General features: G+C 66.3%; 22 protein-coding genes and 1 pseudogene. 7 read left to right on the plus strand and 16 right to left on the minus strand.

Annotation, left to right across the window (positions count from 1 at the left end):
* The first annotated feature begins 4 nt into the window (after positions 1-4).
* A complete protein-coding gene (locus AC3A3X_RS03400; protein WP_487581653.1) occupies positions 5-1,324 on the plus strand; it encodes a sensor histidine kinase in 1,320 nt (439 codons plus the stop codon).
* Between the two features lie 134 nt (positions 1,325-1,458).
* On the opposite strand, the gene glmU is transcribed toward AC3A3X_RS03400, so the two are convergent.
* The gene (gene glmU, locus AC3A3X_RS03405; RefSeq protein ID WP_487581654.1) at positions 1,459-2,829 is read right to left on the minus strand and encodes a bifunctional UDP-N-acetylglucosamine diphosphorylase/glucosamine-1-phosphate N-acetyltransferase GlmU; all 1,371 of its coding nucleotides are present in this window, start codon (positions 2,827-2,829) and stop codon (positions 1,459-1,461) included.
* A 239-nt stretch (positions 2,830-3,068) separates the two neighbouring features.
* On the opposite strand from glmU, the gene AC3A3X_RS03410 reads away from it, so the two are divergent.
* Complete coding sequence (locus tag AC3A3X_RS03410) at positions 3,069-3,473, plus strand: GtrA family protein (RefSeq protein WP_487581655.1); 405 nt, start codon at positions 3,069-3,071, stop codon at positions 3,471-3,473.
* A gap of 135 nt (positions 3,474-3,608) precedes the next feature.
* Here the strand turns inward: AC3A3X_RS03410 and AC3A3X_RS03415 are convergent, their stop codons facing one another.
* The 9 genes from AC3A3X_RS03415 to AC3A3X_RS03455 all read right to left on the minus strand — a co-directional run bounded on the left by AC3A3X_RS03415 (position 3,609) and on the right by AC3A3X_RS03455 (position 10,931).
* On the minus strand, positions 3,609-4,034 hold the full coding sequence (locus AC3A3X_RS03415; RefSeq protein ID WP_158732385.1) for a F0F1 ATP synthase subunit epsilon: 426 nt from the start codon (positions 4,032-4,034) through the stop codon (positions 3,609-3,611).
* Positions 4,035-4,146: 112 nt separating this feature from the next.
* Positions 4,147-5,547 (minus strand): F0F1 ATP synthase subunit beta, encoded by a 1,401-nt coding sequence (gene atpD, locus AC3A3X_RS03420; protein WP_487581656.1) that lies wholly within the window; start codon positions 5,545-5,547, stop codon positions 4,147-4,149.
* An 83-nt stretch (positions 5,548-5,630) separates the two neighbouring features.
* Positions 5,631-6,494, minus strand: coding sequence for a F0F1 ATP synthase subunit gamma (gene atpG / locus AC3A3X_RS03425; protein WP_487581657.1), 864 nt, complete (start codon positions 6,492-6,494; stop codon positions 5,631-5,633).
* A gap of 142 nt (positions 6,495-6,636) precedes the next feature.
* Positions 6,637-8,187 (minus strand): F0F1 ATP synthase subunit alpha, encoded by a 1,551-nt coding sequence (gene atpA / locus AC3A3X_RS03430; RefSeq protein WP_487581658.1) that lies wholly within the window; start codon positions 8,185-8,187, stop codon positions 6,637-6,639.
* Positions 8,188-8,253: 66 nt separating this feature from the next.
* Positions 8,254-8,781 carry a F0F1 ATP synthase subunit delta gene (locus tag AC3A3X_RS03435; protein ID WP_487581659.1) on the minus strand — a complete coding sequence of 176 codons (528 nt, stop codon included), beginning with the start codon at positions 8,779-8,781 and terminating at the stop codon, positions 8,254-8,256.
* A gap of 8 nt (positions 8,782-8,789) precedes the next feature.
* Positions 8,790-9,260 (minus strand): F0F1 ATP synthase subunit B, encoded by a 471-nt coding sequence (locus tag AC3A3X_RS03440; protein ID WP_241917513.1) that lies wholly within the window; start codon positions 9,258-9,260, stop codon positions 8,790-8,792.
* Positions 9,261-9,350: 90 nt separating this feature from the next.
* A complete protein-coding gene (atpE, locus tag AC3A3X_RS03445) occupies positions 9,351-9,650 on the minus strand; it encodes a F0F1 ATP synthase subunit C (protein WP_487581660.1) in 300 nt (99 codons plus the stop codon).
* A gap of 71 nt (positions 9,651-9,721) precedes the next feature.
* Positions 9,722-10,552: a F0F1 ATP synthase subunit A gene (gene atpB / locus AC3A3X_RS03450; RefSeq protein ID WP_487581661.1), complete on the minus strand. Its 831-nt coding sequence runs from the start codon at positions 10,550-10,552 to the stop codon at positions 9,722-9,724.
* A gap of 10 nt (positions 10,553-10,562) precedes the next feature.
* Positions 10,563-10,931 carry a hypothetical protein gene (locus AC3A3X_RS03455; RefSeq protein WP_233264781.1) on the minus strand — a complete coding sequence of 123 codons (369 nt, stop codon included), beginning with the start codon at positions 10,929-10,931 and terminating at the stop codon, positions 10,563-10,565.
* Positions 10,932-11,252: 321 nt separating this feature from the next.
* Between AC3A3X_RS03455 and AC3A3X_RS03460 the strand changes: the two genes are divergently transcribed.
* On the plus strand, positions 11,253-11,468 hold the full coding sequence (locus AC3A3X_RS03460) for a DUF2061 domain-containing protein (RefSeq protein ID WP_487581662.1): 216 nt from the start codon (positions 11,253-11,255) through the stop codon (positions 11,466-11,468).
* A gap of 507 nt (positions 11,469-11,975) precedes the next feature.
* On the opposite strand, the gene lpdA is transcribed toward AC3A3X_RS03460, so the two are convergent.
* The 4 genes and pseudogenes from lpdA to AC3A3X_RS03480 form a co-directional block, all read right to left on the minus strand.
* A complete protein-coding gene (lpdA, locus tag AC3A3X_RS03465) occupies positions 11,976-13,805 on the minus strand; it encodes a dihydrolipoyl dehydrogenase (protein ID WP_487581663.1) in 1,830 nt (609 codons plus the stop codon).
* Positions 13,806-13,820: 15 nt separating this feature from the next.
* Positions 13,821-14,441 (minus strand): hypothetical protein, encoded by a 621-nt coding sequence (locus AC3A3X_RS03470; RefSeq protein ID WP_487581664.1) that lies wholly within the window; start codon positions 14,439-14,441, stop codon positions 13,821-13,823.
* Between the two features lie 20 nt (positions 14,442-14,461).
* Positions 14,462-15,940 (minus strand): annotated as a pseudogene (locus tag AC3A3X_RS03475) (dihydrolipoyllysine-residue acetyltransferase); the annotation flags it as partial.
* Between the two features lie 48 nt (positions 15,941-15,988).
* Positions 15,989-16,726: a DUF2884 family protein gene (locus AC3A3X_RS03480; RefSeq protein ID WP_487581665.1), complete on the minus strand. Its 738-nt coding sequence runs from the start codon at positions 16,724-16,726 to the stop codon at positions 15,989-15,991.
* A gap of 380 nt (positions 16,727-17,106) precedes the next feature.
* Here AC3A3X_RS03480 and AC3A3X_RS03485 point away from each other — a divergent pair, with 380 nt between their 5' ends.
* Both AC3A3X_RS03485 and AC3A3X_RS03490 read left to right on the plus strand, forming a co-directional pair.
* Positions 17,107-17,757: an OmpW/AlkL family protein gene (locus AC3A3X_RS03485; protein WP_487581666.1), complete on the plus strand. Its 651-nt coding sequence runs from the start codon at positions 17,107-17,109 to the stop codon at positions 17,755-17,757.
* A 179-nt stretch (positions 17,758-17,936) separates the two neighbouring features.
* Positions 17,937-18,131 (plus strand): hypothetical protein, encoded by a 195-nt coding sequence (locus AC3A3X_RS03490; protein ID WP_158732399.1) that lies wholly within the window; start codon positions 17,937-17,939, stop codon positions 18,129-18,131.
* A 138-nt stretch (positions 18,132-18,269) separates the two neighbouring features.
* Here AC3A3X_RS03490 and AC3A3X_RS03495 read toward each other — a convergent pair whose 3' ends face one another.
* Positions 18,270-19,112 (minus strand): DMT family transporter, encoded by an 843-nt coding sequence (locus AC3A3X_RS03495; RefSeq protein ID WP_487581814.1) that lies wholly within the window; start codon positions 19,110-19,112, stop codon positions 18,270-18,272.
* Positions 19,113-19,174: 62 nt separating this feature from the next.
* Positions 19,175-20,254 carry an NAD(P)-dependent alcohol dehydrogenase gene (locus tag AC3A3X_RS03500; RefSeq protein WP_487581667.1) on the minus strand — a complete coding sequence of 360 codons (1,080 nt, stop codon included), beginning with the start codon at positions 20,252-20,254 and terminating at the stop codon, positions 19,175-19,177.
* A 162-nt stretch (positions 20,255-20,416) separates the two neighbouring features.
* On the opposite strand from AC3A3X_RS03500, the gene AC3A3X_RS03505 reads away from it, so the two are divergent.
* Positions 20,417-20,899, plus strand: coding sequence for a YajQ family cyclic di-GMP-binding protein (locus AC3A3X_RS03505; protein WP_487581668.1), 483 nt, complete (start codon positions 20,417-20,419; stop codon positions 20,897-20,899).
* 7 nt (positions 20,900-20,906) lie between these two features.
* Complete coding sequence (locus AC3A3X_RS03510; protein ID WP_487581669.1) at positions 20,907-21,452, plus strand: DUF1415 domain-containing protein; 546 nt, start codon at positions 20,907-20,909, stop codon at positions 21,450-21,452.
* Positions 21,453-21,633: the final 181 nt, after the last annotated feature.

Genomic DNA, 21,633 nt, shown 5'->3' on the forward strand with positions numbered 1-21,633 from the left:
CCTCATGCGCCCGGCGTCGCACCGCTTCTCCCTGACCGGCAAGCTGGCCTTGCTCTTGTTCGTCTTCGCGCTGGTCGCGACCAGTGCCACTGCGCTGCTGCATTACCTGCTCGACAACCTGGTCCTGGCCGCCTGCATTTCGGCGGTGCTGTGCGCGCTGCTGGCGCCATGGCTCGCGCATCGCTACCTGGCGCGGCAGCTGAGCCTGTTCCGAGCCCTCTCCGGCTCGGTCGCCAGCTTCCGCGACGGCGACTTCAGTTTCAGCCTGGCGCGACACTCGAACGACGAGCTCGACGACCTGGTCGAGGCGCACAACGAGCTGGGGAATGTATTGCGGAAGGAGCGGCAGTCGCTGTTCCAGCGCGAGCTGCTGCTCGACACGGTGGTGCAGAACACGCCCACCTCGCTGGTGCTGACCGAGCCCGGCGGTGCGATTGTGTACGGCAACCTGGCCGCACGGCAGCTGTTCAACGACGGTCGCAAGATCGAAGGCGTACGCTTCGCCCAACTGGTCGAGCGCACGCCGGCACCGCTGCGCGAAGCACTGGGCGAAGGTCGCGATCGCCTTTTCACCTTCGAGTACGGCGGACAGGAAGAGACGTACCACCTTGCCCGCCGCGAGTTCCATCTCAACGGCCGCGTGCATACGTTGTTCCTGTTCAAGCGCCTGACCGCCGAACTCAACCGCCAGGAAGTGGCGACGTGGAAGAAGGTCATCCGCGTGATCAGCCACGAGCTCAACAACTCGCTGGCGCCGATCACCTCGCTCGCCCACTCCGGTGCCGAGCTGCTGCGCCGCGAGGACTACAGCAAGCTGGACCGGATCTTCGACACCATCGAGGAGCGCGCACGCCACTTGCACGGCTTCCTGCGCGCCTATTCCAGCGTCGCCAAGCTGCCGGTGCCGGAGCTGGAGACGATCCAGTGGTCGCCGTTCCTGATGCGCCTGCAGCAGCACTATGCGTTCGAGCTGGACGGCAATCCGCCGGAGACACCGGTGCGGTTCGACCCGGCGCAAATCGAGCAGGCGTTGATCAACGTGCTCAAGAACGCGCACGAATCGGGTTCCTCGCCGGAGCAGGTGACCCTGGCCGTGCGCCAGATCGGCCGCATGGTGCGCATGGAAGTCGGCGACCGCGGGCCGGGCATGTCGGAAACGGTGCTGGCCAATGCGCTGGTGCCGTTCTACTCGACCAAGCGCACCGGCAGCGGCCTGGGCCTGGCACTGGCGCGCGAGATCGCCGAAGCGCACGGCGGGCGGATTGCGCTGGCCAATCGCGACGGCGGGGGGCTGACGGTGAGCCTGACGCTGCCGGTGGAATGAAAGAGCGCCCTCATCCGCCCCCGTATCAAGTACGGGGCAGGCTCTCCGGGCACCTTCTCCCGCACGCGGGAGAAGGGACTGCCTAAGCCCCTCTCCCGTTTACGGGAGAGGGGTTGGGGTGAGGGCGCCTTTGCTCAATGCTTCGGCTGCTTCTTCGGCCGCTGCCACCCTTCCACCGACGTCTGCCGCGCGCGCGCTACGGACAACTGCCCATCTGGCGCATTGCGCGTGATGACCGATCCGGCGGCAATCGTCGCGTCCTTGCCGATCGTCACCGGCGCGACCAGCGACGAGTTCGAGCCGATGAAGGCACCGTCCTCGATGATCGTCGTCGACTTGTTCACGCCGTCGTAGTTGCAGGTGATCGTGCCGGCACCGACGTTGACACCGCTGCCGATGACGGCGTCGCCGATGTAGCTGAGGTGGTTGGCCTTGCTGGTCACGCCGATGCGCGCGTTCTTGGTCTCGACGAAGTTGCCGATGTGCACGCCGTCGGCCAGCACGGTGCCCGGGCGCAGGCGCGAGTACGGACCGATCTGCGCCGCGCCTTCGACCACCACGCCGTCGAGGTCGCAATGCGCGCGCACTTCGGTGCCCGGCCCGAGGCGCACGTCCTTGAGGCGGCAGAACGGGCCGATGCGCACGCCGTCGCCCAGCTCGACGCGGCCTTCGAGCACCACGTCGACGTCGATCTCCACGTCATGGCCCACGGTCACTTCACCGCGCTGGTCGAAGCGCGCCGGGTCGATCAGTCGCGCGCCCTGCAGGCACAGCGCACGCGCGGCGCGGCGCTGGAAGGCGCGCTCGAGCTGCGCCAGCTGCCACGGGTCGTTGGCGCCCTCGACCTCGAGCGGGTCCTGCACATGCACCATCTCGGCAGCGTTGAACTCGGCGGCGGCCGATGCGAACACGTCTGTCAGGTAGTACTCGCCCTGGGCGTTGTCATTGCGCAGGTGCTGCAGCCATCCACGCAGCGCCTCGCCATCGGCGACCAGGATGCCGGTGTTGACGGTGCGGATCTCGCGCAACTCGTCATCGGCGTCCTTGTGCTCGACGATGCGGCCGACACGGCCCTGCGGATCGCGCACGATGCGGCCATAGCCGGTGGGATCGTCGAGGTCGGCAACGAGTACCGCGATACGGCCAGGCGCTGCCAGCAGGTGTTGCAGGGTCTCGCTTGCGATCAGCGGCACGTCGCCGTACAGCACCAGCACGCGGGCGTCCTGCGGCACGGCCGGGATGGCCTGCTGCAGGGCATGGCCGGTGCCCAGGCGCTGCTCCTGCTCGGTCCAGTGCAGATCGGTCTGGTCGGCAAAGGCGGCCCGCACCTGTTCGCCGCCATGGCCGTAGACGACGTGGATGCCGTCGGCACCCAGGCGCCTGGCAGTATCGATGACGTGGGCAAGCATCGGCCGCCCGGCAATCTTCTGCAGCACCTTGGCGGTGGCGGACTTCATCCGCTTGCCCTCGCCCGCGGCGAGGATGACGACATGCAACTGGCTCATGCGGGTTCCTGTGCGATTTCTGCGCCGGCGGCGGCGCCAGGCGCCAATCTTAGCAATCCCCGCCCAATGTCATCCCGAGCGAAGCGAGGGATCTGCTTCTGCTCTCGGGGCAGTGGACGCCCGCACAGCCAGCAACAGATCCCTCGCTTCGCTCGGGATGACAGGTTGTGGACGGATGACAGGTTGTGTGTGACCCAGGGCAGCCCGGCCGAAAGCCCGGCTTTGTCTACAATCGCCACATGCGCAAACGTCTCCAGGACTCGACGCTGCTCCGCCAGGGCAGCAGTTACTTCGTCATCGGCCTGCTGCAACTGCTCGTCGACTGGGCGATGTTCGTCGCGCTCAGCGCGTTCGGGCTGGCGGTCGAGCCGGCCAACATCTGCGGCCGCATCGGCGGAGCGTTGCTCGGCTTCTGGCTCAATGGCCGCTTCACCTTTGCCGGCGCCGACACCACCGTCGGTCGCCGCCAGCTCATGCGCTTCCTCGCCATGTGGGTGGTGACGACGATCATCAGTACCTGGGGCGTGGCCCATGTCGATCGCGTGATCGGTCTCCACTGGGCCTGGCTGGCCAAGCCGGTCATCGACCTGGGCCTGGCCGCGGCACAGTTCGTGCTGTCGCGACACTGGGTCTACAAGCGCTGACTTGCCCGTAGGAGCGAGCTTGCTCGCGATCAGACGATCCGCGGGAGAAGCCTGCTCGCGAGCAAGCTCGCTCCTACAACGACAAACGCCGGCACAAGGCCGGCGTCGTCGAGAAACAGCAGGTCGCCTGGGCGATCAGTGCTTCATGTTCTTGCGCAGGCGCTCGAGCGCGCTGAGCTGGGCGATGCTCATGGCCAGCTGGCTCTGGGCTTCTTCCATGCTCATCTTCGGATCCTTCTTCGACAGGATCCGTTCGGCTTCTTCCTTGGCGGCGCGGACAGCGGCTTCATCGATGTCCTGGGCGCGCACGGCGGTGTCGGCCAGCACGGTCACGACGGTCGGCTGCACTTCCAGGATGCCGCCGGAGATGGCGAAGTCCAGGTGCTCGCCGCCCGGCAGGGTCACCACGACCTTGCCCGGCTTGAGGCGGGTGATCAGCGGCGCATGCTTGGGCGCGATGCCCAGCTCGCCCATTTCACCGGTGGCGACCACGAGCTCGGCTTCGCCGTGGAAGATCTCCTGCTCGGCACTGACGATGTCGCAACGGATGGTGGATGCCATATCAGAACTCGAATGCGGGAACGGGGAACAGGGAACAGGGAATGCGGGCTTGACGTCGGTGCGGGGCAGGAACCGGAGGGATGCGCTTCATTCCCTGTTCCCGCTGTTCGACTCAGCCTGCGATCTTCTTGGCCTTCTCGACCGCTTCCTCGATGCCGCCGACCATGTAGAACGCCTGCTCCGGCAGGTGGTCGTACTCGCCTTCGACGATGCCCTTGAAGCCGCGGATCGTGTCCTTCAGTGCGACGTACTTGCCCGGCGAACCGGTGAAGACTTCGGCGACGTGGAACGGCTGGCTGAAGAAGCGCTCGATCTTGCGCGCGCGCGACACGGCCTGCTTGTCTTCTTCCGACAGCTCGTCCATGCCCAGGATCGCGATGATGTCCTTCAGTTCCTTGTACTTCTGCAGGGTCGACTGGACCTTGCGCGCGACTTCGTAGTGCTCAAGACCAATCACGTTCGGATCGAGCTGGCGCGAGGTCGAGTCGAGCGGGTCGACCGCCGGGTAGATACCCAGCGAGGCGATGTTTCGCGAAAGCACGACGGTGGCGTCGAGGTGGGCGAAGGTGGTCGCCGGCGACGGGTCGGTCAGGTCGTCCGCGGGCACGTACACGGCCTGGATCGAAGTGATCGAACCGCTCTTGGTCGAGGTGATGCGCTCCTGCAGGACGCCCATTTCCTCGGCCAGCGTCGGCTGGTAACCCACCGCCGACGGCATACGGCCCAGCAGGGCCGACACTTCGGTACCGGCCAGGGTGTAGCGGTAGATGTTGTCGACGAACAGCAGCACGTCGCGGCCCTTGCCCGAAGCGTCCTTCTCGTCGCGGAAGTACTCGGCCATGGTCAGGCCGGTCAGCGCGACGCGCAGGCGGTTGCCCGGCGGCTCGTTCATCTGGCCGTACACCATCGCCACCTTGTCGAGGACGTTGGAGTCCTTCATCTCGTGGTAGAAGTCGTTGCCCTCACGGGTACGCTCACCCACGCCGGCGAACACGGACAGACCCGAGTGCGCCTTGGCGATGTTGTTGATCAGTTCCATCATGTTGACGGTCTTGCCGACGCCGGCGCCACCGAACAGGCCGACCTTGCCGCCCTTGGCGAACGGGCACATCAGGTCGATGACCTTGATGCCGGTTTCCAGCAGGTCGTTGCCCGAAGCCTGGTCCTCGTACGACGGAGCGGAGCGGTGGATTTCCCAATGCGCCGAAGCAGCGACTTCGCCGGCCTCGTCGATCGGGCGACCCAGCACGTCCATGATGCGGCCCAGGGTGCCGGCGCCGACCGGCACCGAGATGCCCTTGCCGGTGTTGTTGGCCACCAGGTTGCGCTTGAGGCCGTCGGTCGAGCCGAGCGCGATGGTGCGCACGACGCCGTCGCCAAGCTGCTGCTGCACTTCGAGCGTGATCTCGGTGTTGTCGACCTTCAGCGCGTCGTACACCTTCGGCACGGACTCGCGCGGGAACTCGACGTCGACGACCGCGCCGATGATCTGAACGATCTTGCCCTGACTCATGGTGGTTTCCTCGTAACTTTAAAGCTGGTGTGCGGTCGCGACGATCGCGCCCACGTGATTGGGTGATGCCTGCGCCGGCGCGGTCAGACCGCGGCGGCGCCGCTGACGATTTCCGAGATTTCCTGGGTGATCGCCGCCTGGCGGGCCTTGTTGTAGACCAGGTTCAGCGTGCCGATCAGCTTGGTGGCGTTGTCGGAGGCGGCCTTCATCGCGACCATGCGCGCGGCATGCTCGGAAGCGACGTTCTCCAGCACCGCCTGGTACACCAGCGACTCGACGTAGCGGGTCAGCACGTGCTCAAGCACGCTGGCCGCGTCGGGCTCGTAGATGTAATCCCAGTCGTGGTGCGCGACCTTCGTCTCCGACTCGGGCAGCGGCAGCAGCTGGTCGAACGCCGCGCGCTGGGTCATCGTGTTGACGAAGTCGTTGTAGCAGATGAAGACGCGGTCGACGTTGCCGCTGCTGTAGCCGTCCAGCATGACCTTGATCACGCCGACCAGCTGCTCGAGCTTGGGCTGGTCGCCCAGGTGGGTGACCGAACCGACCATGTTGACGTTGATGCGACGGAAGAACACCGAGGCCTTCTGGCCGATGGTGACCACGTCGATCTCGACGCCCTGCTCCTGCCACTTGCGGAACTCGCCCAGCAGCTTGCGGAACAGGTTGTTGTTGAGGCCACCGGCCAGGCCACGGTCCGAGGACACGATGATGTAGCCCACGCGCTTCACGTCCTGGCGCTCGACCAGGTAGGGATGCTGGTAGTCGGAGTTGGCCTGGGCCAGGTGACCGATCACCTGCTTCATCACGCGCGCATACGGACGCGAGACCTTCATCCGGTCCTGCGCCTTGCGGATCTTGGATGCCGAGACCATTTCGAGCGCGCGCGTCACCTTGCGGGTGTTCTGCACGCTCTTGATCTTGGTTTTGATTTCGCGGCCGCCTGCCATGTATCGCTCGCTGTGTTTGTTGCTGAAGTGCGGGAATAAGAAGCGGGAGTGGGGAATGGGGAACGTGAGACCCAGGCGACTGTAAGTCAGCCGTGACTACGTTTCGTTCCCTGTTCCCTGTTCCCTGTTCCCGCTTCTCGCCTTACCAGGAACCCGTCTGCTTGAACTCGGCGATACCCTGCTTGAAGGTCGCCTCGATCTCGTCGTTCCAGTTGCCGGTCGCGTTGATCTTGTTGACCAGCTCGCCCTGGGTGTTGACGAAGTGGGCGTGCAGGCCCTCTTCGAACGCCAGGATCTTGCCGACCGGCACGTCGTCGATGTAGCCCTCGTTGACGGCGTAGATCGACAGCGACTGCAGCGCGATCGACATCGGCGCGTACTGCTTCTGCTTCATCAGCTCGGTGACGCGCTGGCCGCGCTCGAGTTGCTTGCGGGTGGCTTCGTCCAGGTCGGAGGCGAACTGCGCGAACGCAGCCAACTCGCGGTACTGGGCAAGCGCAATGCGGATGCCGCCCGACAGCTTCTTGACGATCTTGGTCTGGGCCGCACCACCCACGCGCGACACCGAGATGCCGGCGTTCACGGCCGGGCGGATGCCGGCGTTGAACAGGTCGGTCTCGAGGAAGATCTGGCCGTCGGTGATCGAGATCACGTTGGTCGGAACGAACGCCGAGACGTCGCCGGCCTGGGTCTCGATGATCGGCAGCGCGGTCAGCGAACCGGTCTTGCCGGTGACCTTGCCTTCGGTGAACTTCTCGACGTACTCCTCCGAGACGCGGGCTGCGCGCTCGAGCAGGCGGCTGTGCAGGTAGAACACGTCGCCTGGATAGGCTTCGCGACCCGGCGGGCGCTTGAGCAGCAGCGAGATCTGGCGGTAGGCCACGGCCTGCTTGGACAGGTCGTCGTAGACGATCAGCGCATCTTCGCCGCGGTCGAGGAAGTACTCGCCCATGGTGCAGCCGGAGTAGGCGCTGATGTACTGCATCGCGGCCGACTCGGAGGCGGTGGCGGCCACGACGATCGTGTGCGCCATGGCGCCATTCTCTTCGAGCTTGCGCACGACGTTGGCGACGGACGAGGCCTTCTGGCCGATCGCCACGTACACGCACTTGATGCCGGTGCCCTTCTGGTTGATGATCGCGTCGATCGCCAGGGCGGTCTTGCCGGTCTGGCGATCGCCGATGATCAGCTCGCGCTGGCCACGGCCGATCGGGATCATCGCGTCGACGGTCTTGTAACCGGTCTGCACCGGCTGGTCGACCGACTTGCGCCAGATCACGCCCGGGGCGACGCGCTCGACCGGAGCGGTCAGCGAAGCGGCGATCGGGCCCTTGCCGTCGATCGGCTCGCCCAGCGCGTTGACGACGCGGCCGAGCAGTTCCGGACCGACCGGCACTTCGAGGATGCGGCCGGTGGTCTTGGCCACGTCGCCCTCGCGCAGGTGCTCGTAGTCGCCCAGGACCACGGCGCCGACCGAGTCGCGCTCCAGGTTCAGCGCGAGTGCGAAGGTCTCGTTCGGCAACTCGATCATTTCGCCCTGCATCACGTCGGCCAGACCGTAGATGCGCACGATGCCGTCGGCCACCGAGGTGACGGTGCCTTCGTTGCGCGCTTCGGCGGTCAGCTTGACCTTCTCGATGCGGGTCTTGATCAGTTCACTGATTTCGGACGGGTTGAGCTGGGTGGTAGCCATGGGTTTAGGTCCCTTGATCCGGTTTTACCCGGAAAATGCAAATTGAAAGCGGGCAGATGAATTCGTTTATTGCGCCAGCGTGGACTGCAGGCGCGCGAGCTTGCCCTTGAGCGAGCCGTCGATGACCACTTCGCCGGCGTCGATCACGGCGCCGCCGATCAGCGATGCATCGACCGCGGTCTCGATCTCGACGTTGCGGCCGAAGCGCTTGACCAGCGCGGCCTTGATGGCGTCGAGCTCGGCGGCCGGCAGCTCGCTGGCGGCAGTGACCTTGGCCTTGACCACGCGCTCGGCATCGGCGCGCAGTTCCTCGAACAGGCCGGTGATTTCCGGCAGCAGGGCGAGGCGGCGGTTGTCGGCGAGCAGGCCGAGGAAGCGGGTGAAGCTGTCCTCGGCACCGTCCATCGCCAACAGGCCGACGGCGTCGACCGGGTTGATCAGCGGATGGCCGAGCAGCGCCTGCGCCTGCGGATCGGCCGCCACACGGGCGGCGAACGCGAGCGCCTGCGACCATGCGGCAGTGCGGCCGCTTTCACGCGACAGCGCGAAGGCGGCACGGGCGTACGGACGGGCGAGGGTCAGTGCCTGGGTCATCGCTCAGCTCAGATTTCTGCGGCCAGCTCGTCGAGCAGCGCCTTGTGGGCGTTGGCATCGATTTCGCGCTTGAGCAGCTTCTCGGCACCGGTCACGGCCAGCGTGGAGACCTGCTTGCGCAGCTCCTCACGGGCGCGATTGGCGCTTGCTGCGATCTCGGCGTCGGCCACTGCCTTCTGGCGGGTGGCTTCTGCGATCGCGTCGTTCTTGGCCTGGTCGATGATCTGATTGGCGCGCTGATGCGCCTGCTCGATGATCTCGTTGGCCTTGGTCCGGGCGGTGCGCAGCTCGGCGTCGACGCTCTGCTGTGCCTGCGCGAGGTTCTTCTGGCTCTGCTCTGCAGCGGCCAGACCCTCGGCAATCTTGTGTTGACGTTCTTCGATCGCCTTGTTGAGGGGCGGCCAAATGAACTTCATCGTGAACCAGATGAGGATCGCGAACGTGATCATCTGGCCGAAGAAGGTCATGTTGAGATTCATGACAGCTCCGATAGGACGCTGCGGGCGGTGATGCCCGGGAGAGCCGTCCGCAGTGCGGACGGCTCCGGTGCTTCTACAACTAGGAACTGATTAATGCGCGGCGCCGGCGGTGGCGGCAGCAGCAGCATTCTTCACTTCGCCCAGCAGCGGGTTGCCGAAGGCGAACAGCAGGCCGACGGCCAGCGCGATGATGAACGCCGCGTCGATCAGGCCGGCCAGCAGGAACATGCGGCCCTGCAGCATCGGCACCAGCTCCGGCTGACGGGCAGCCGACTCAAGGAACTTCGAGCCCATCAGCGCGATGCCGAGGCAAGCGCCGATAGCGCCGAGGCCGACCATCATGCCGATCGCGATAGCGGTCAGGCCCTGCACACTGGCGATGAATTCCATGGTTTTCTCCTACTGAAACGTTTTGGTTGGATAGATAAAGCGCGGAAGGGTGAAGCGAAAACGGAAACGACTTAGTGACTCTCGTACGCGCCGGCGATGTAGACGACGGTGAGGATCATGAAGATGAAGGCCTGCAGCAGCACGATCAGGATGTGGAACAGCGCCCAGGCAGCGTTGAACAGCACGCCCGGCACGAACATCAGCAGGCTGCCGCCGAGCAGGCCGGCGATGAGCATGAACACCAGCTCGCCGCCGTACATGTTGCCGAACAGTCGCATGGCCAGGCTGACCGGCTTGACCAGGTACTCGATGACGTTGAGGCCGAGGTTGGCCGGTGCCAGCGCGATCTTGGTGCCGGTGCCGTGCGCGTGGAACGGCGCGGTCAGCAACTCCTTGCCGAAGCCGAAGCCGCCCTTGGCCTTCACCGAATGCCACAGGATCAGGAAGAACACGACGACCGACATGGCGAGCGTGGTGTTGAGGTCCGCGGTCGGGACCCAACGGAAATAGGTGCCGTGGGCGACATCGGCGCCGGCGGCCAGCTTGATCGCCGTGTACGGCGCGTCGAGCGGCAGCAGGTCCATGCAGTTCATCATCACGACCCACATGAAGATGGTCAGCGCCAGCGGGGTCAGCGAACGGCGGTCGCCGTGGAAGCTGTCCTTCACCTGTCCGTCGATGAACTCCAGGATCAGCTCGACGAAGGCCTGGCCCTTGCCCGGCACGCCCGAGGTGGCCTTGCGCGCGAAGTAGCCAAACCAGGTAATGAAGATCAGGCCCAGCACCAACGACACCGCCCAGGTGTCGATATGGAACGCACCGCCGAAGAACTCGACCGAGTTCTGCTGGAGGTGGTGCTGGATGTATTCGTTCAGGCCGCCCGAACCGGTCTGTTCACTCACGAAAAGACACCTATCGTTTCAAAAGGTTGGCCAGGACGAATGCCAGCGTTCCCGCAAGCACTCCCACCAGCATTGGCAACGGCGGCAGCTTGAACCCGGCCAGGCCGAGCGTTAATACTGCAAACACCACCACCCACTTCAACATCACCCCGGCCAGCAGCCGCCCCACCGCCATCCCGGCCGGCTGTATACCGCCTCCGAGGGCCATCAGGGCCGCTACGACACTGCCCGCGACGATCGCGCCACCGCCGACCGCCGCCGCCAGCGCCGAAGGCGCCCCGAAGGGGAGGAAGGCCAGCGCGACCAGCGCTGCCGCGCCGGCCTGCCAGGCAGTCGCGCGCGACGCCAGCCGGCGACCTGCGGACAATGGATCGTGCACGCGGGACTCGTCGGTCTGGGGCAGGCGCAAAGCGCCCGGTAGAGCCGCAAAAGTATAGAGGTCGCCGGCGTTCCCGGCAACCGCCGCCAGTCATGTTTGTGGGGGCGTACGGCCCGTTCAGGGCCCTGCGGAAGGCGCCTGGGGGCTTCATGGTGGCCAGCGTGCCGGCACCGGTGTGCACGCTCAATTACCTGAAAGGTAAGGGCTGCGGGACCTCCAGCAGATGATAGCGCTAACCTATCGAAGCGAGTGCAACTTTGAATTTGACTCCGCGCCGGCAGCATGCAGAATCGATAATCATTCTCATATAGCGGGTGTGTCATGACCAAGACCCTGAGCTTCGCCGCGGTCCACTTCACGGTCGCATTCATGGTTGGCTATCTGATGACGGGCAGCGTCTGGGTCGGCGGCGCCCTCGCCCTGGTCGAGCCGGCCTGCAACACGGTGGCTTTCCACTTCCACGAGAAGATCTGGAAGCGGATCGAGCAGCGCCGGAGCCGTGATCGGCACGGGGCCGCCGCGGCCATGAGCGTCTGAGGCCGCAGTCAGGTTGCGAGCCGGCTCAGGCGGCACAGCTTCGGCGGAACCTTTCCCGATTCCGCCGGTCCCATCTACCGATCGCCCGCCCAGTCTCTACTCCTCGTCAAAGCAAGCTACGGCGGGCACTCCGAAGCCCCGGTCTCCCTACCGGGGCTTCGCCTTGTCCGGGCCCGTCGTCCTGCCCTCACCGTCGCCCGGCCCTCACCGTCATCCCGGCGAGGCCGGGATCCATTTTGACCTTGCCGGCGAGGCAAAGAGCCAACGCCACTGGGTCCCCGCCTTCGCGGGGATGACGGCATAGGGGCAACGTCCATGGATCCCCGCCTTCGCGGGGATGACGGTGTACGGGCAGATGACGGGCACGGGCAACATCGCGCCGTCATTCCCGCGAAGGCGGGAACCCAGCGACTTTCGAGCGACATCAAGGGCAAATGGGTCCCGGCTTTCGCCGGGACGACGGTGAGTGGACGTTCACGCCATCACGCCGTGCGTTGCGCCCGATCGTTACTTCTTCTTCGGGATATACAGATCGGTGATCGTGCCTTCGTACACTTCCGCCGCCATGCCGACCGATTCGCTCAAGGTCGGGTGCGGGTGGATCGTGTGGCCGATGTCGGACGCTTCGGCGCCCATCTCGATCGCCAGTGCCACTTCGGTGATCAGGTCGCCGGCATGCACGCCGACGATGCCCCCGCCGATGATGCGATGGGTCTTCTCGTCGAAGATCAGCTTGGTGAAGCCTTCGCTGCGACCGATGCCGACCGCGCGCGCCGAAGCAGCCCACGGAAACTTGCCAACGCCAATCTCCAGGCCCTTGGCCTTGGCTTCGGTCTCGGTCACGCCGACCCAGGCGATTTCCGGATCGGTGTAGGCCACCGAAGGAACCACCCGCGCCACCCACTCGCGCTTCTCGCCGGCGGCCACTTCGGCCGCCAGCTTGCCTTCGTGCGTGGCCTTGTGCGCCAGCATCGGCTGGCCGACGAGGTCGCCGATGGCGAAGATGTGCGGGACGTTGGTGCGCATCTGCCGGTCGACCGGGATGAAACCGCGGTCGGTGACCTGCACACCGGCCTTGTCGGCGTCGATCTTGCCGCCGTTGGGCGAGCGACCGACCGCAACCAGCACGCGGTCGAACGTCATCGCCGCCGGCGCGGCATCGCCTTCGAACGAGACGGTGATGCCCTGCTTGGACGCTTCGACGGTGGTCGCCTTGGCCTTGAGGTGCACGGCCACGCCCTGCTTCTTCAGGCGATCGGCGAGCGGCCTGACCAGGTCCTTGTCGGTACCCGGCATCAGCTGTTCCATGAACTCGACCACGGTCACTTCGCTGCCGAGCGCCTTGTACACCGTGGCCATTTCCAGGCCGATGATGCCGCCACCAACCACCAGCAGTTTCCTGGGCACGTCGACCAGTTCCAGCGCGTCGGTGGAATCCATCACGCGCGGGTCGTCCCACGGGAAGTTCGGCAGCTTCACCGCCTGCGAGCCGGCGGCGATGATGCACTGCTCGAAGCGCAGCAGCTGGGTCTTGCCGTCGTCGCCGGTGATCTCCAGCTGGTTCGCCGAAACGAACTTGCCGTAGCCCTGCACCGTGCGCACCTTGCGCTGCTTGGCCATGCCGGCCAGGCCCTTGGTGAACTGCGTGACGACCTTGTTCTGCTTGAAGTCGCGCAGCTTGTCGATGTCGATCTTCGGCTTGCCGAAGTCGATGCCGATGTCGGCCGAATGCGCGGCCTCCTCGATCAGCGCGGCGGCATGCAGCAGCGCCTTCGACGGGATGCAGCCGACATTGAGGCAGACGCCACCGAGCGAGGGGTAGCGCTCGATCAGCACCGTGTCGAGGCCCAGATCGGCAGCGCGGAACGCGGCGGTGTAACCGCCGGGGCCGGAACCGAGCACGACCATGCGGCATTCGATGTCGGCCTTGCGGCCGCTGGCGGCGGCCGCCTTCGGCGCTTCGCTCCCTCTCCCGCTTGCGGGAGAGGGCTGGGGTGAGGGCGCGGGCGCGGCAGACGCATCGGCCTTGCCCTCACCCGCCGCGCTGCGCGCGGCGACCTCTCCCGCAGGCGGGAGAGGTGCTTTTGCGTCGGCGGCGCCAGCGCTTTCGAGGATCGCGATCACCGCGCCCTCGGCAACCTTGTCGCCGATCTTGACCTTGATCTCCTTGACCACGCCATCGGCCGACGACGGCACTTCCATCGTCGCCTTGTCCGATTCCAGCGTGACCAGGCCCTGGTCCTTCTTCACCGTATCGCCGACCGCGACCAGCAACTCGATCACCGGCACGCCGTCGTAATCGCCGATGTCCGGCACCTTGACTTCAATGGTCGCCATGCAGTTCTCCTGCGCTCAACCGGTGGCGCCGGCGAGCGATTGTTCCAGTTCGTCAAGCTTCTCTTCGAGCTTGCGCCAGCGCTTGATGCGCTTTTCGTCGCTGTCGTCGGTGGCCTCGATCAGCAGGCCGACCTGTTCCATGAGCTGGCCGGCAGGCCCGCAGCCGGGCTGCAGGCCGCTGACGCGCAGGTCGTCGACGACGAAGAGCAGCACTTCGTTGTCGTGGAACTGCGCGGCGCGGTCCGCCGGCACCTGCGTGCTCAGCGCACGCTGCCAGTCGGCGACCATGCGTCGCGCCAGCGCGGCAGGCATCGGCACCTGCTGCACGTCGGGCTGCTGGCCCACGCGCAATTCGCGCTTGCCGTCACTCCATACCTGGATGCGTTCATCGGCCTGGCTGTAGCGCAGCATCCAGTCGCCATCGCCTGCGCCGGCGAACAGCTGCACGCCGCTCTCGACGCTGCGCGCCGGCAGGCGGGTCATGCTCAGCGTCGGCTTGGCACCGGCGGCGAACAGGCCCTCGACCGCCGAGCCGTAGTTCTCGGTCGCCGGCGGCCAGCCACGGCCGAGGTCGAGGTTGCACACGTCGTCGGCGTGCGCACTTGCCGCTGCCTGTACGGCCAGCAGGCTCGCCATCAGGTACAGCGCGCGCGGCCTCACAAGAGCACGCGCCGCATGTCGGCCAGCAGCTGCGCCAGGTGTGCGGTGAAGCGCGCAGCCAGGGCTCCGTCGATGACGCGGTGGTCGTAGCTCAGCGACAGCGGCAGGATCAGGCGCGGCGCGAACTGCTTGCCGTCCCAGACCGGCCGGATCGCCGACTTCGAAACACCGAGGATGGCCACTTCCGGGGCGTTGACGATCGGGGTGAACTTGGTGCCGCCGATGCCACCGAGCGAACTGATCGAGAAGCAGCCGCCGCTCATGTCGGCCGGGCCGAGCTTGCCGTCGCGGGCCTTTCTGGCCAGCTCGGAGGTTTCCTGGGCGATCTGGATCACGCCCTTCTTGTCGACATCGCGCACGACCGGCACGACCAGGCCGTTGGGCGTGTCGGCGGCGAAACCGATGTGGAAGTACTTCTTCAGCACCAGGTTCTCGCCGCTCGCATCGAGCGAGGCGTTGAAGGCCGGGTACTTCTGCATCGCCGAGACCGAGGCCTTCATCAGGAAGGCGAGCATGGTCAGCTTGATGCCGCTCTTTTCATTTTCCTTGTTGAGCTCGACGCGCAGCTCTTCCAGGTCGGTGATGTCGGCGTCGTCGTGCTGGGTGACGTGCGGGATCATCGCCCAGTTGCGCGACAGGTTCGCACCCGACAGCTTCTGGATGCGCGACAGCGGCTTGGTCTCGGTCTCGCCGAACTTGCTGAAATCGATCTTCGGCCAGGGCAGCAGGTTGAGGCCGCCGCCCAGCGCGACCGGCGCCCCGGCTGCCGCTGGTGCGGCGCCGCCCGCCATCACGCCCTTCACGAACTTCGACACGTCGTCCTTGCTGATGCGTCCACCGCGCTCGCTGCCGGCGACATGCGACAGGTCGACACCGAGCTCGCGTGCATACAGGCGCACCGCCGGGCTGGCATAGGGAACCTTGTCGGGCATCAGTTCGTCGGCACCGAAGGTCACCGGCGGCGTCCTTGGCGGCATCGCTTCGGGGTCGGTGTCCGGGCGCTGCGCGTCGATCGATGCCTGGGCGATGCGATCGGCCTGCGCCGGCACGACGACCGGTTCGACCCTGGCGCCGGTCTCGGCGGTCTTGACCTGCTGCGACGGCGCGGCCGGTTCGGCGCGCGGCGGCTCGGCGGGTTTGGCCAGCTCGGCCGGTGCGGCAGCGGCCGCACTCGCCTCGGACGGTTCGATCAGTGCAACAACGCTGCCCTCGGACAGTTCGTCGCCGATCTTGACCTTGAGCTCGCGCACGACACCGGCAAAGGGCGCGGGGACTTCCAGCGTCGCCTTGTCGGACTCCAGCGTGACCAGTCCCTGGTCCACTTTCACTGTGTCGCCGACGGCAACCAGCAGTTCGATCACGGGCACGCCGTCGTAGTCCCCGATGTCGGGAACGCGCGCTTCTTTGAGGTCAGCCATGTGTGGGGGTCCGGCAGTACGCGAAAACCCTATTGTGCGTCCTGCCGGCGACTGCGCCAACAGCAGCCGACATACGTCACGGTATCGACCTGCAACGCTGCCAGGTCAACGCGCCCGGGCCTGGGCCGCCTCGACCGCGGCATCCCTTTCGGGGTTGGCATCCTCCTTGTCGGGTCGCGGCTGCCGGTGGGCCTCCATCAGGTTCAGCGGTTGTCCGTTGGCCAACCGGAACTCCAGGGCATCGTCGATCCGGTCGAGTTCGACCATGCGCCGGCACAGGCCGTCGGCGCGCAGCTCCAGCGCCTTGGCCCGTGGCTCGACGCGTGCCTCGATCTGCGCGTCCAGGTTCTCCAGTCGCTTGAGGCGACTGGCATCGCCGCTGAAAGCCGCGCCCAGGGCACCGCTGACGATGTCGCCGATCATGCTCGGGATCACCTCGGCCACCGCCTCGCCGATGCCTTCGCCGAGGTCGTCACCGTTGAAGCGCGTGGCCGTGACCGAGCGCGCAAGGTGGGTGTCGATCTTCGCGCGCGCCTGCTCGACCTTGGCCTGTGCCGCCTTGGGGTCGCTGCTGAAACCCGCCGAGACTTCGCCCAGCACGGTGAAGGCGATATCGGCCGCCTCGCGTCCGATCGCCTGTGCTTCGGGCATCGCCGCCCTCGCCCCTTTCTCGAAATCGGCGATGCGCTGCGAATCGGCGCTGCTCAGGGTTACCCAGCGGTCATCGACGAACAGCTTGCCCTGGCGCATCACGATCGCCTTGGGCACGCCGCTGTCGCGGGTGAGGATGACGCTGCGCTCGTCGATGGTCAGGTCGTAGTCACTGTCCATGTTGCAGGACATGTCCACGTCCGTGTCTGCGGCCTGTGCGCACGCAACCGGCAATGACAGCGCGATGAGCACGGCGGGCAAAGACAAGTTGCGCACGGCCGACCCCCGTGATTGCTGGAGCCCCTATCTTGCAGCTTTCGCGCGGCGATGTCCCCTGCCGCATGTCGCTCGCATGGCGCAGGAATCGGCGATCGCCGACGCGTCGTCACCGCAAGTTCATACGCCGCGTGTTTACGCGCGCACGCCAGTGAACACGCGCTTCCCGTGAAAGTTCCGCGCTGCGCGTGCACAGGGCAAGAACGGTTCATGCATCGCTGGCTAGGGTAGTCGCGCCTTCCCCCAAGGCAGCCCGCAAAGGCTCAGATCGTTCTCAATAATGAGGAGTCCTCTCCATGATGCATTTTCGTCATTTGACCCTGGCCGTCGTGGCCACTCTCGCCATCGCCCCGGCCGCTTTCGCACAGGACGCCACCACCGATGCAAGCGGCAAGCGCTTCGCCGTGGTTGGCGGCTACGCGCTGGCCGAACCGACCAGCAATCCGCAGATCGCCGGCACCCGCACCAACGTCGACGGTGACGGCGCCGCCACGCTAAGCGCCAGCTGGTACGCCACCGACAACATCGCCGTCGAGGCGTGGGGCGCGGCGGACAAGTTCGGCAATCGCGTGCGCACGCCCAACGGCAAGGTCGCCAGCATCGACAGCCAGCCGTACGCGGTGAGCGGCCAGTACCATTTCGGTACGTCCGCCAGCACCGTGCGTCCGTTCGTCGGGCTGGGTTACTTCGAAGCCAACGTCGATGGCGAGAAGGCCGAGCCGACCGGCGCGCTGGCCGGCCAGCGCATCGGCGTGGACACCGCCAAGGGCGCGATGGCCACCGCCGGCGTCGACCTCAACATCACCCCGACCTGGTTTGCGCGCGCCGACGTGCGCTACCTGCAGGACACCACCGGCCAGCCGGACGTGACCGTCGACGGTGCCAAGGTCGGCAAGGCCGAGCTGAATCCGGTCGTGCTCGGCGTCGGCGTGGGCGCACGCTTCTAAGCGCCGCGCTCTACTGCACACGTTCGGCAGCAACGACAACGGGCCCCGAACGGGCCCGTTGTTCTTCACGCGCCGATGACACCCGCGGCCAGGCGCCATAGCGCGGGTCCACAGGCGTTCACACCGCAATCACCGCCCACAGTTAGGGTCGCGGTGTTTCCTAAAGGCAGGAGTCACGCATGACGACCAAGCTCGACAAACCGCTGCGTCGCGAAATCCAGATCGAAGAGCGTCCCTATACCCTGACCATCGATGCCGATGGCCTCAAGCTGGTCGAGAAGGGGCGTCGCAACGGCCATGAAGTGCGCTGGGCCGACCTGGTAGGCGGCAATACCGCGCTGTCGGCGGCACTCAACGCCAGCACCGAAAACTAGACGACGCTGATCAAGGTCTTGTCATCCCGCGTCAAGGCCTTGTCATCCCGAGCGTAGCGAGGGATCTGTTTTCCGCGGTGGAGTTTCCGCGCTGAACCAGCAGGTCCCTCGCTGCGCTCGGGACGACATGCGACTTGTTCAGGGGTGTTCGGCTTCCGCGTGCACGCGCTCGCGGCGCAGCAGGTACAGGCCGCTGGCGATGATGATGCCGGCGCCGAGCCAGGTGATCGCATCGGGCAGGACGCCCCACAGGGTGAGATCGAGCAGCACGCCCCAGACCAGGGCGGTGTACTCCAACGGCGCGATCAGCGACGCCTCGCCCATGCGGAACGCCTCGGTAATGGCGTACTGGCCAAGCGCGCCCGCCACGCCGATCCCGGCGATCAGCCACAGGTCATCGCCGCGGATCGGCACCCACTGCGGCCAGGCCAGCACGCCGGCGCCGACGGCGATCATCGCCATCAGCCAGACCATCATCGACTGGGTGCTGTCGGTGCGGGCGAGGATGCGCACCGTGATCGCGCTGACCGAGTACATCAGCGCCGCCACCAGCACCGCCAGCGCGGCCAGGCTCACCAGCCCCTCGCCGGTGGGCCGCAGCAGCACCAGCACGCCGATCAGGCCGACGGCAATCGCCGTCCAGCGCCGCGGCCCGACTTTCTCGCCCAGGAACGGCACCGACATCGCGGTGATGATCAGCGGCGCGACGAAGAAGATCGAGTACGTGGTCGACAGCGGCATCCGCGCCACCGCGTAGACGAAGGCGGCCATCATCGCCACGCCCAGAACGCCGCGCAGCAGGTGCAGCGACCAGCGCACCCGGATCAGCGGCGCCACGCCGACCGTGGCCAGCGCCCACACCAGCACCAGCGGCAGCGAAGCCGCGCCGCGCAGCGAGGCGACCTGGAACGGCGGGTAGTGCGCCGACAACTGCTTGAGGCCTGCATCCATCATCGCGAACAGCGCCACGGCGACCAGCATGGTCAGCATGGCGCGCGTCTGGCGGGCATGCTTCTGGCGCGGGCTGTGGCCGGTGTGCACGATCAACCGCCCTGCGACGCCCAGCGGCCGATGTCGATCACGAAGCGGTAGCGCACGTCGGCCTTGAGCATCCGCTCGTAGGCTTCGTTGACCTGCTCGATGCCGATCAGCTCGATGTCGGAGGCGACGCCATGCTCGGCGCAGAAATCCAGCATCTCCTGAATTTCGGCGATGCCGCCGATCATCGAACCGGCCAGGCGCCGGCGGCGGCGGATCAGCGTTCCGGCCGATACCGCCTGCGGTGCATCGGGGATGCCGAGCAGGACCATGGTGCCGTCGAGCTTGAGCAGCTCCAGGTAGGCGTTGTAGTCGTGCGCGGCGGAGACGGTGTCGAGGATGTAGTCGAACTGCTGCGCGAGTGTCTTGAAGACGGTGCCGTCGCGCGTGGCGGCAAAATCCTTCGCACCGAGCGCGAGGGCATCGGCGCGCTTGGACTCCGACGTGCTCAGGACCGTGACCTCCGCACCCAGGGCCACCGCCAGCTTGACGCCCATGTGTCCCAGTCCGCCCAGGCCGACCACGGCCACCTTGTCGCCTGCCTTGACGCCGAAGTGCTTGAGCGGCGACCAGGTGGTGATGCCGGCGCACAGGAGCGGTGCGGCGCGATCGAGCGGGATCGACTGCGGGATCCGCAGCACATAGGCCTCGTCGACCGTGATGCGCGTGGAGTAGCCGCCATAGGTCGGCCGCGTCTTGTCGAAGTGGTGGTCGTGCGGGTCGCGCTCGAAGCTGTTGTAGGTACCGCTCATGCCCTGCTCGCAGAACTGCTCCTCGCCTGCCTTGCAATTGGCGCAGCTGCGGCACGAGTCGACGAACACGCCCACGCCGACGTTGTCGCCGACCGTGAACTTGCCCACCTGCGCGCCGACGCGGGCGACCCGGCCGACGATCTCGTGCCCGGGCACCATCGGGAAACTCGAACCGCCCCACTCGTCGCGGGCCTGGTGGATGTCGGAGTGGCAGACGCCGCAGTAGAGGATCTCGATCAGCACCTCGGTCGGACCGGGTTCGCGGCGCTCGATGGTGAATGGGGCGAGCGGCGAACGGGCATCGGGCACGGCGTAGGCGGGCGTCTTCAGCATGGCGCTTCCAGGCTTCTCGAGGGCATGAGGGAGGTCGCCAGTCTAGCCGCGGCAGGTGTCACGCAGCGCATGGGCTGCGCAACGCAGCGTGCCGTGGCTGCGCGGCGGCGCCGGCTGCGCTACGCTTTGCGCCCCCGAATTTGCCTTTTGCTGGAGCCGGCCATGCCTTCTTTTGACGTCGTTTCCGAAGTCGACACCCACGAGTTGACCAATGCCGTCGACCAGGCCAATCGCGAGCTTGGCACGCGCTTCGACTTCAAGGGCGTCGATGCCAAGTTCGAGCTGGACGATCAGGTGATCAGCCAGTCGGCCCCCAGCGACTTCCAGCTCAAGCAGATGAACGACATCCTGCGTGCGCGCCTGATCGCGCGCGGCATCGATGCGCGCTGTCTGGAGTTCGGCGACGTCGAGACCAACCTGGCTGGCGCGCGGCAGAAGATCACCGTCAAGCAGGGCATCGAGCGCGAATTGGCCAAGAAGATCCAGGGCGCCCTCAAGGATGCCAAGATCAAGGTCGACAGCCAGATCAACGGCGACAAGCTGCGCGTCAATGGCAAGAAGCGCGACGACCTGCAGGCGGCGATCGCCCTGCTCAAGGCCGCCGAGTACGAGCGGCCGCTGCAGTTCGACAACTTCCGCGACTGAGGCGGCGATGAGCGGCGAAGACCACGACGCGATCGCCGCGACGCGGCGCTGGCTGGAGCGCGCGGTGATCGGGCTGAACCTGTGCCCGTTCGCCAAGGCGGTGTACGTCAGGCAGCAGGTGCGGTTCGTGCTGAGCGAGGCGACCACGCCCGAAGCGCTGCGCGAGGAGCTCGCCTCCGAACTGGCGCTGCTGGCCGCGACCGACCCGGAGCAGACCGACACGACGCTGTTGATCCATCCGCAGGTGCTCGGCGATTTCCTCGAGTACAACGACTTCCTCGATCAGGTCGATTCGGTGATCGCGTTCCTGGGGCTGGAAGGGCACATCCAGGTCGCGAGCTTCCATCCGCAGTACCAGTTCGCGGGTACTGAGTTCGACGATGTGGGCAACTGCAGCAACCGGTCGCCCTACCCGATGTTGCACCTCCTGCGCGAGGCCAGCGTCGAGCGCGCGGTGGCGGCGTTCCCGGATCCGGAGGTGATCGTGGAGCGCAATATCGCGACGCTGGAGAAGCTGGGGATCGAGGGCTGGCGGCGGTTGCTGGAGCCGTAGGGTTCCCCGTACGCAACCATCTTTCACCCGACGCTGTCATCCACCCGACACCGTCATCCCGGCGAAAGCCGGGATCCAGGCCCGTATCCCGTCAGTCCCCTCACCGTCGTCCCGGCGAAAGCCGGGACCCACCTTGCTCGTCATCCCCGCGAAGGCGGGGATCCAGGGACGTTGGCTCCTG

This window comes from Lysobacter sp. Soil_N_23 (genome assembly GCF_057656135.1).

Coding starts and splice junctions, on each gene's coding strand:
- glmU (WP_487581654.1), bottom strand. CDS start 2,829: ATGAGCCAGTTGCATGTCGTCATCCTCGCCGCGGGCGAGGGCAAGCGG.
- AC3A3X_RS03460 (WP_487581662.1), top strand. CDS start 11,253: ATGACCAAGACCCTGAGCTTCGCCGCGGTCCACTTCACGGTCGCATTC.
- atpE (WP_487581660.1), bottom strand. CDS start 9,650: ATGGAATTCATCGCCAGTGTGCAGGGCCTGACCGCTATCGCGATCGGC.
- atpD (WP_487581656.1), bottom strand. CDS start 5,547: ATGAGTCAGGGCAAGATCGTTCAGATCATCGGCGCGGTCGTCGACGTC.
- atpG (WP_487581657.1), bottom strand. CDS start 6,494: ATGGCAGGCGGCCGCGAAATCAAAACCAAGATCAAGAGCGTGCAGAAC.
- AC3A3X_RS03505 (WP_487581668.1), top strand. CDS start 20,417: ATGCCTTCTTTTGACGTCGTTTCCGAAGTCGACACCCACGAGTTGACC.
- AC3A3X_RS03485 (WP_487581666.1), top strand. CDS start 17,107: ATGATGCATTTTCGTCATTTGACCCTGGCCGTCGTGGCCACTCTCGCC.
- AC3A3X_RS03480 (WP_487581665.1), bottom strand. CDS start 16,726: ATGTCCTGCAACATGGACAGTGACTACGACCTGACCATCGACGAGCGC.
- AC3A3X_RS03415 (WP_158732385.1), bottom strand. CDS start 4,034: ATGGCATCCACCATCCGTTGCGACATCGTCAGTGCCGAGCAGGAGATC.
- AC3A3X_RS03470 (WP_487581664.1), bottom strand. CDS start 14,441: ATGGCGAGCCTGCTGGCCGTACAGGCAGCGGCAAGTGCGCACGCCGAC.
- AC3A3X_RS03510 (WP_487581669.1), top strand. CDS start 20,907: ATGAGCGGCGAAGACCACGACGCGATCGCCGCGACGCGGCGCTGGCTG.
- AC3A3X_RS03495 (WP_487581814.1), bottom strand. CDS start 19,112: ATGCTGGTCGCCGTGGCGCTGTTCGCGATGATGGATGCAGGCCTCAAG.
- AC3A3X_RS03400 (WP_487581653.1), top strand. CDS start 5: ATGCGCCCGGCGTCGCACCGCTTCTCCCTGACCGGCAAGCTGGCCTTG.
- AC3A3X_RS03500 (WP_487581667.1), bottom strand. CDS start 20,254: ATGCTGAAGACGCCCGCCTACGCCGTGCCCGATGCCCGTTCGCCGCTC.
- AC3A3X_RS03440 (WP_241917513.1), bottom strand. CDS start 9,260: ATGAATCTCAACATGACCTTCTTCGGCCAGATGATCACGTTCGCGATC.
- lpdA (WP_487581663.1), bottom strand. CDS start 13,805: ATGGCGACCATTGAAGTCAAGGTGCCGGACATCGGCGATTACGACGGC.
- AC3A3X_RS03410 (WP_487581655.1), top strand. CDS start 3,069: ATGCGCAAACGTCTCCAGGACTCGACGCTGCTCCGCCAGGGCAGCAGT.
- AC3A3X_RS03490 (WP_158732399.1), top strand. CDS start 17,937: ATGACGACCAAGCTCGACAAACCGCTGCGTCGCGAAATCCAGATCGAA.
- atpA (WP_487581658.1), bottom strand. CDS start 8,187: ATGGCTACCACCCAGCTCAACCCGTCCGAAATCAGTGAACTGATCAAG.
- AC3A3X_RS03435 (WP_487581659.1), bottom strand. CDS start 8,781: ATGACCCAGGCACTGACCCTCGCCCGTCCGTACGCCCGTGCCGCCTTC.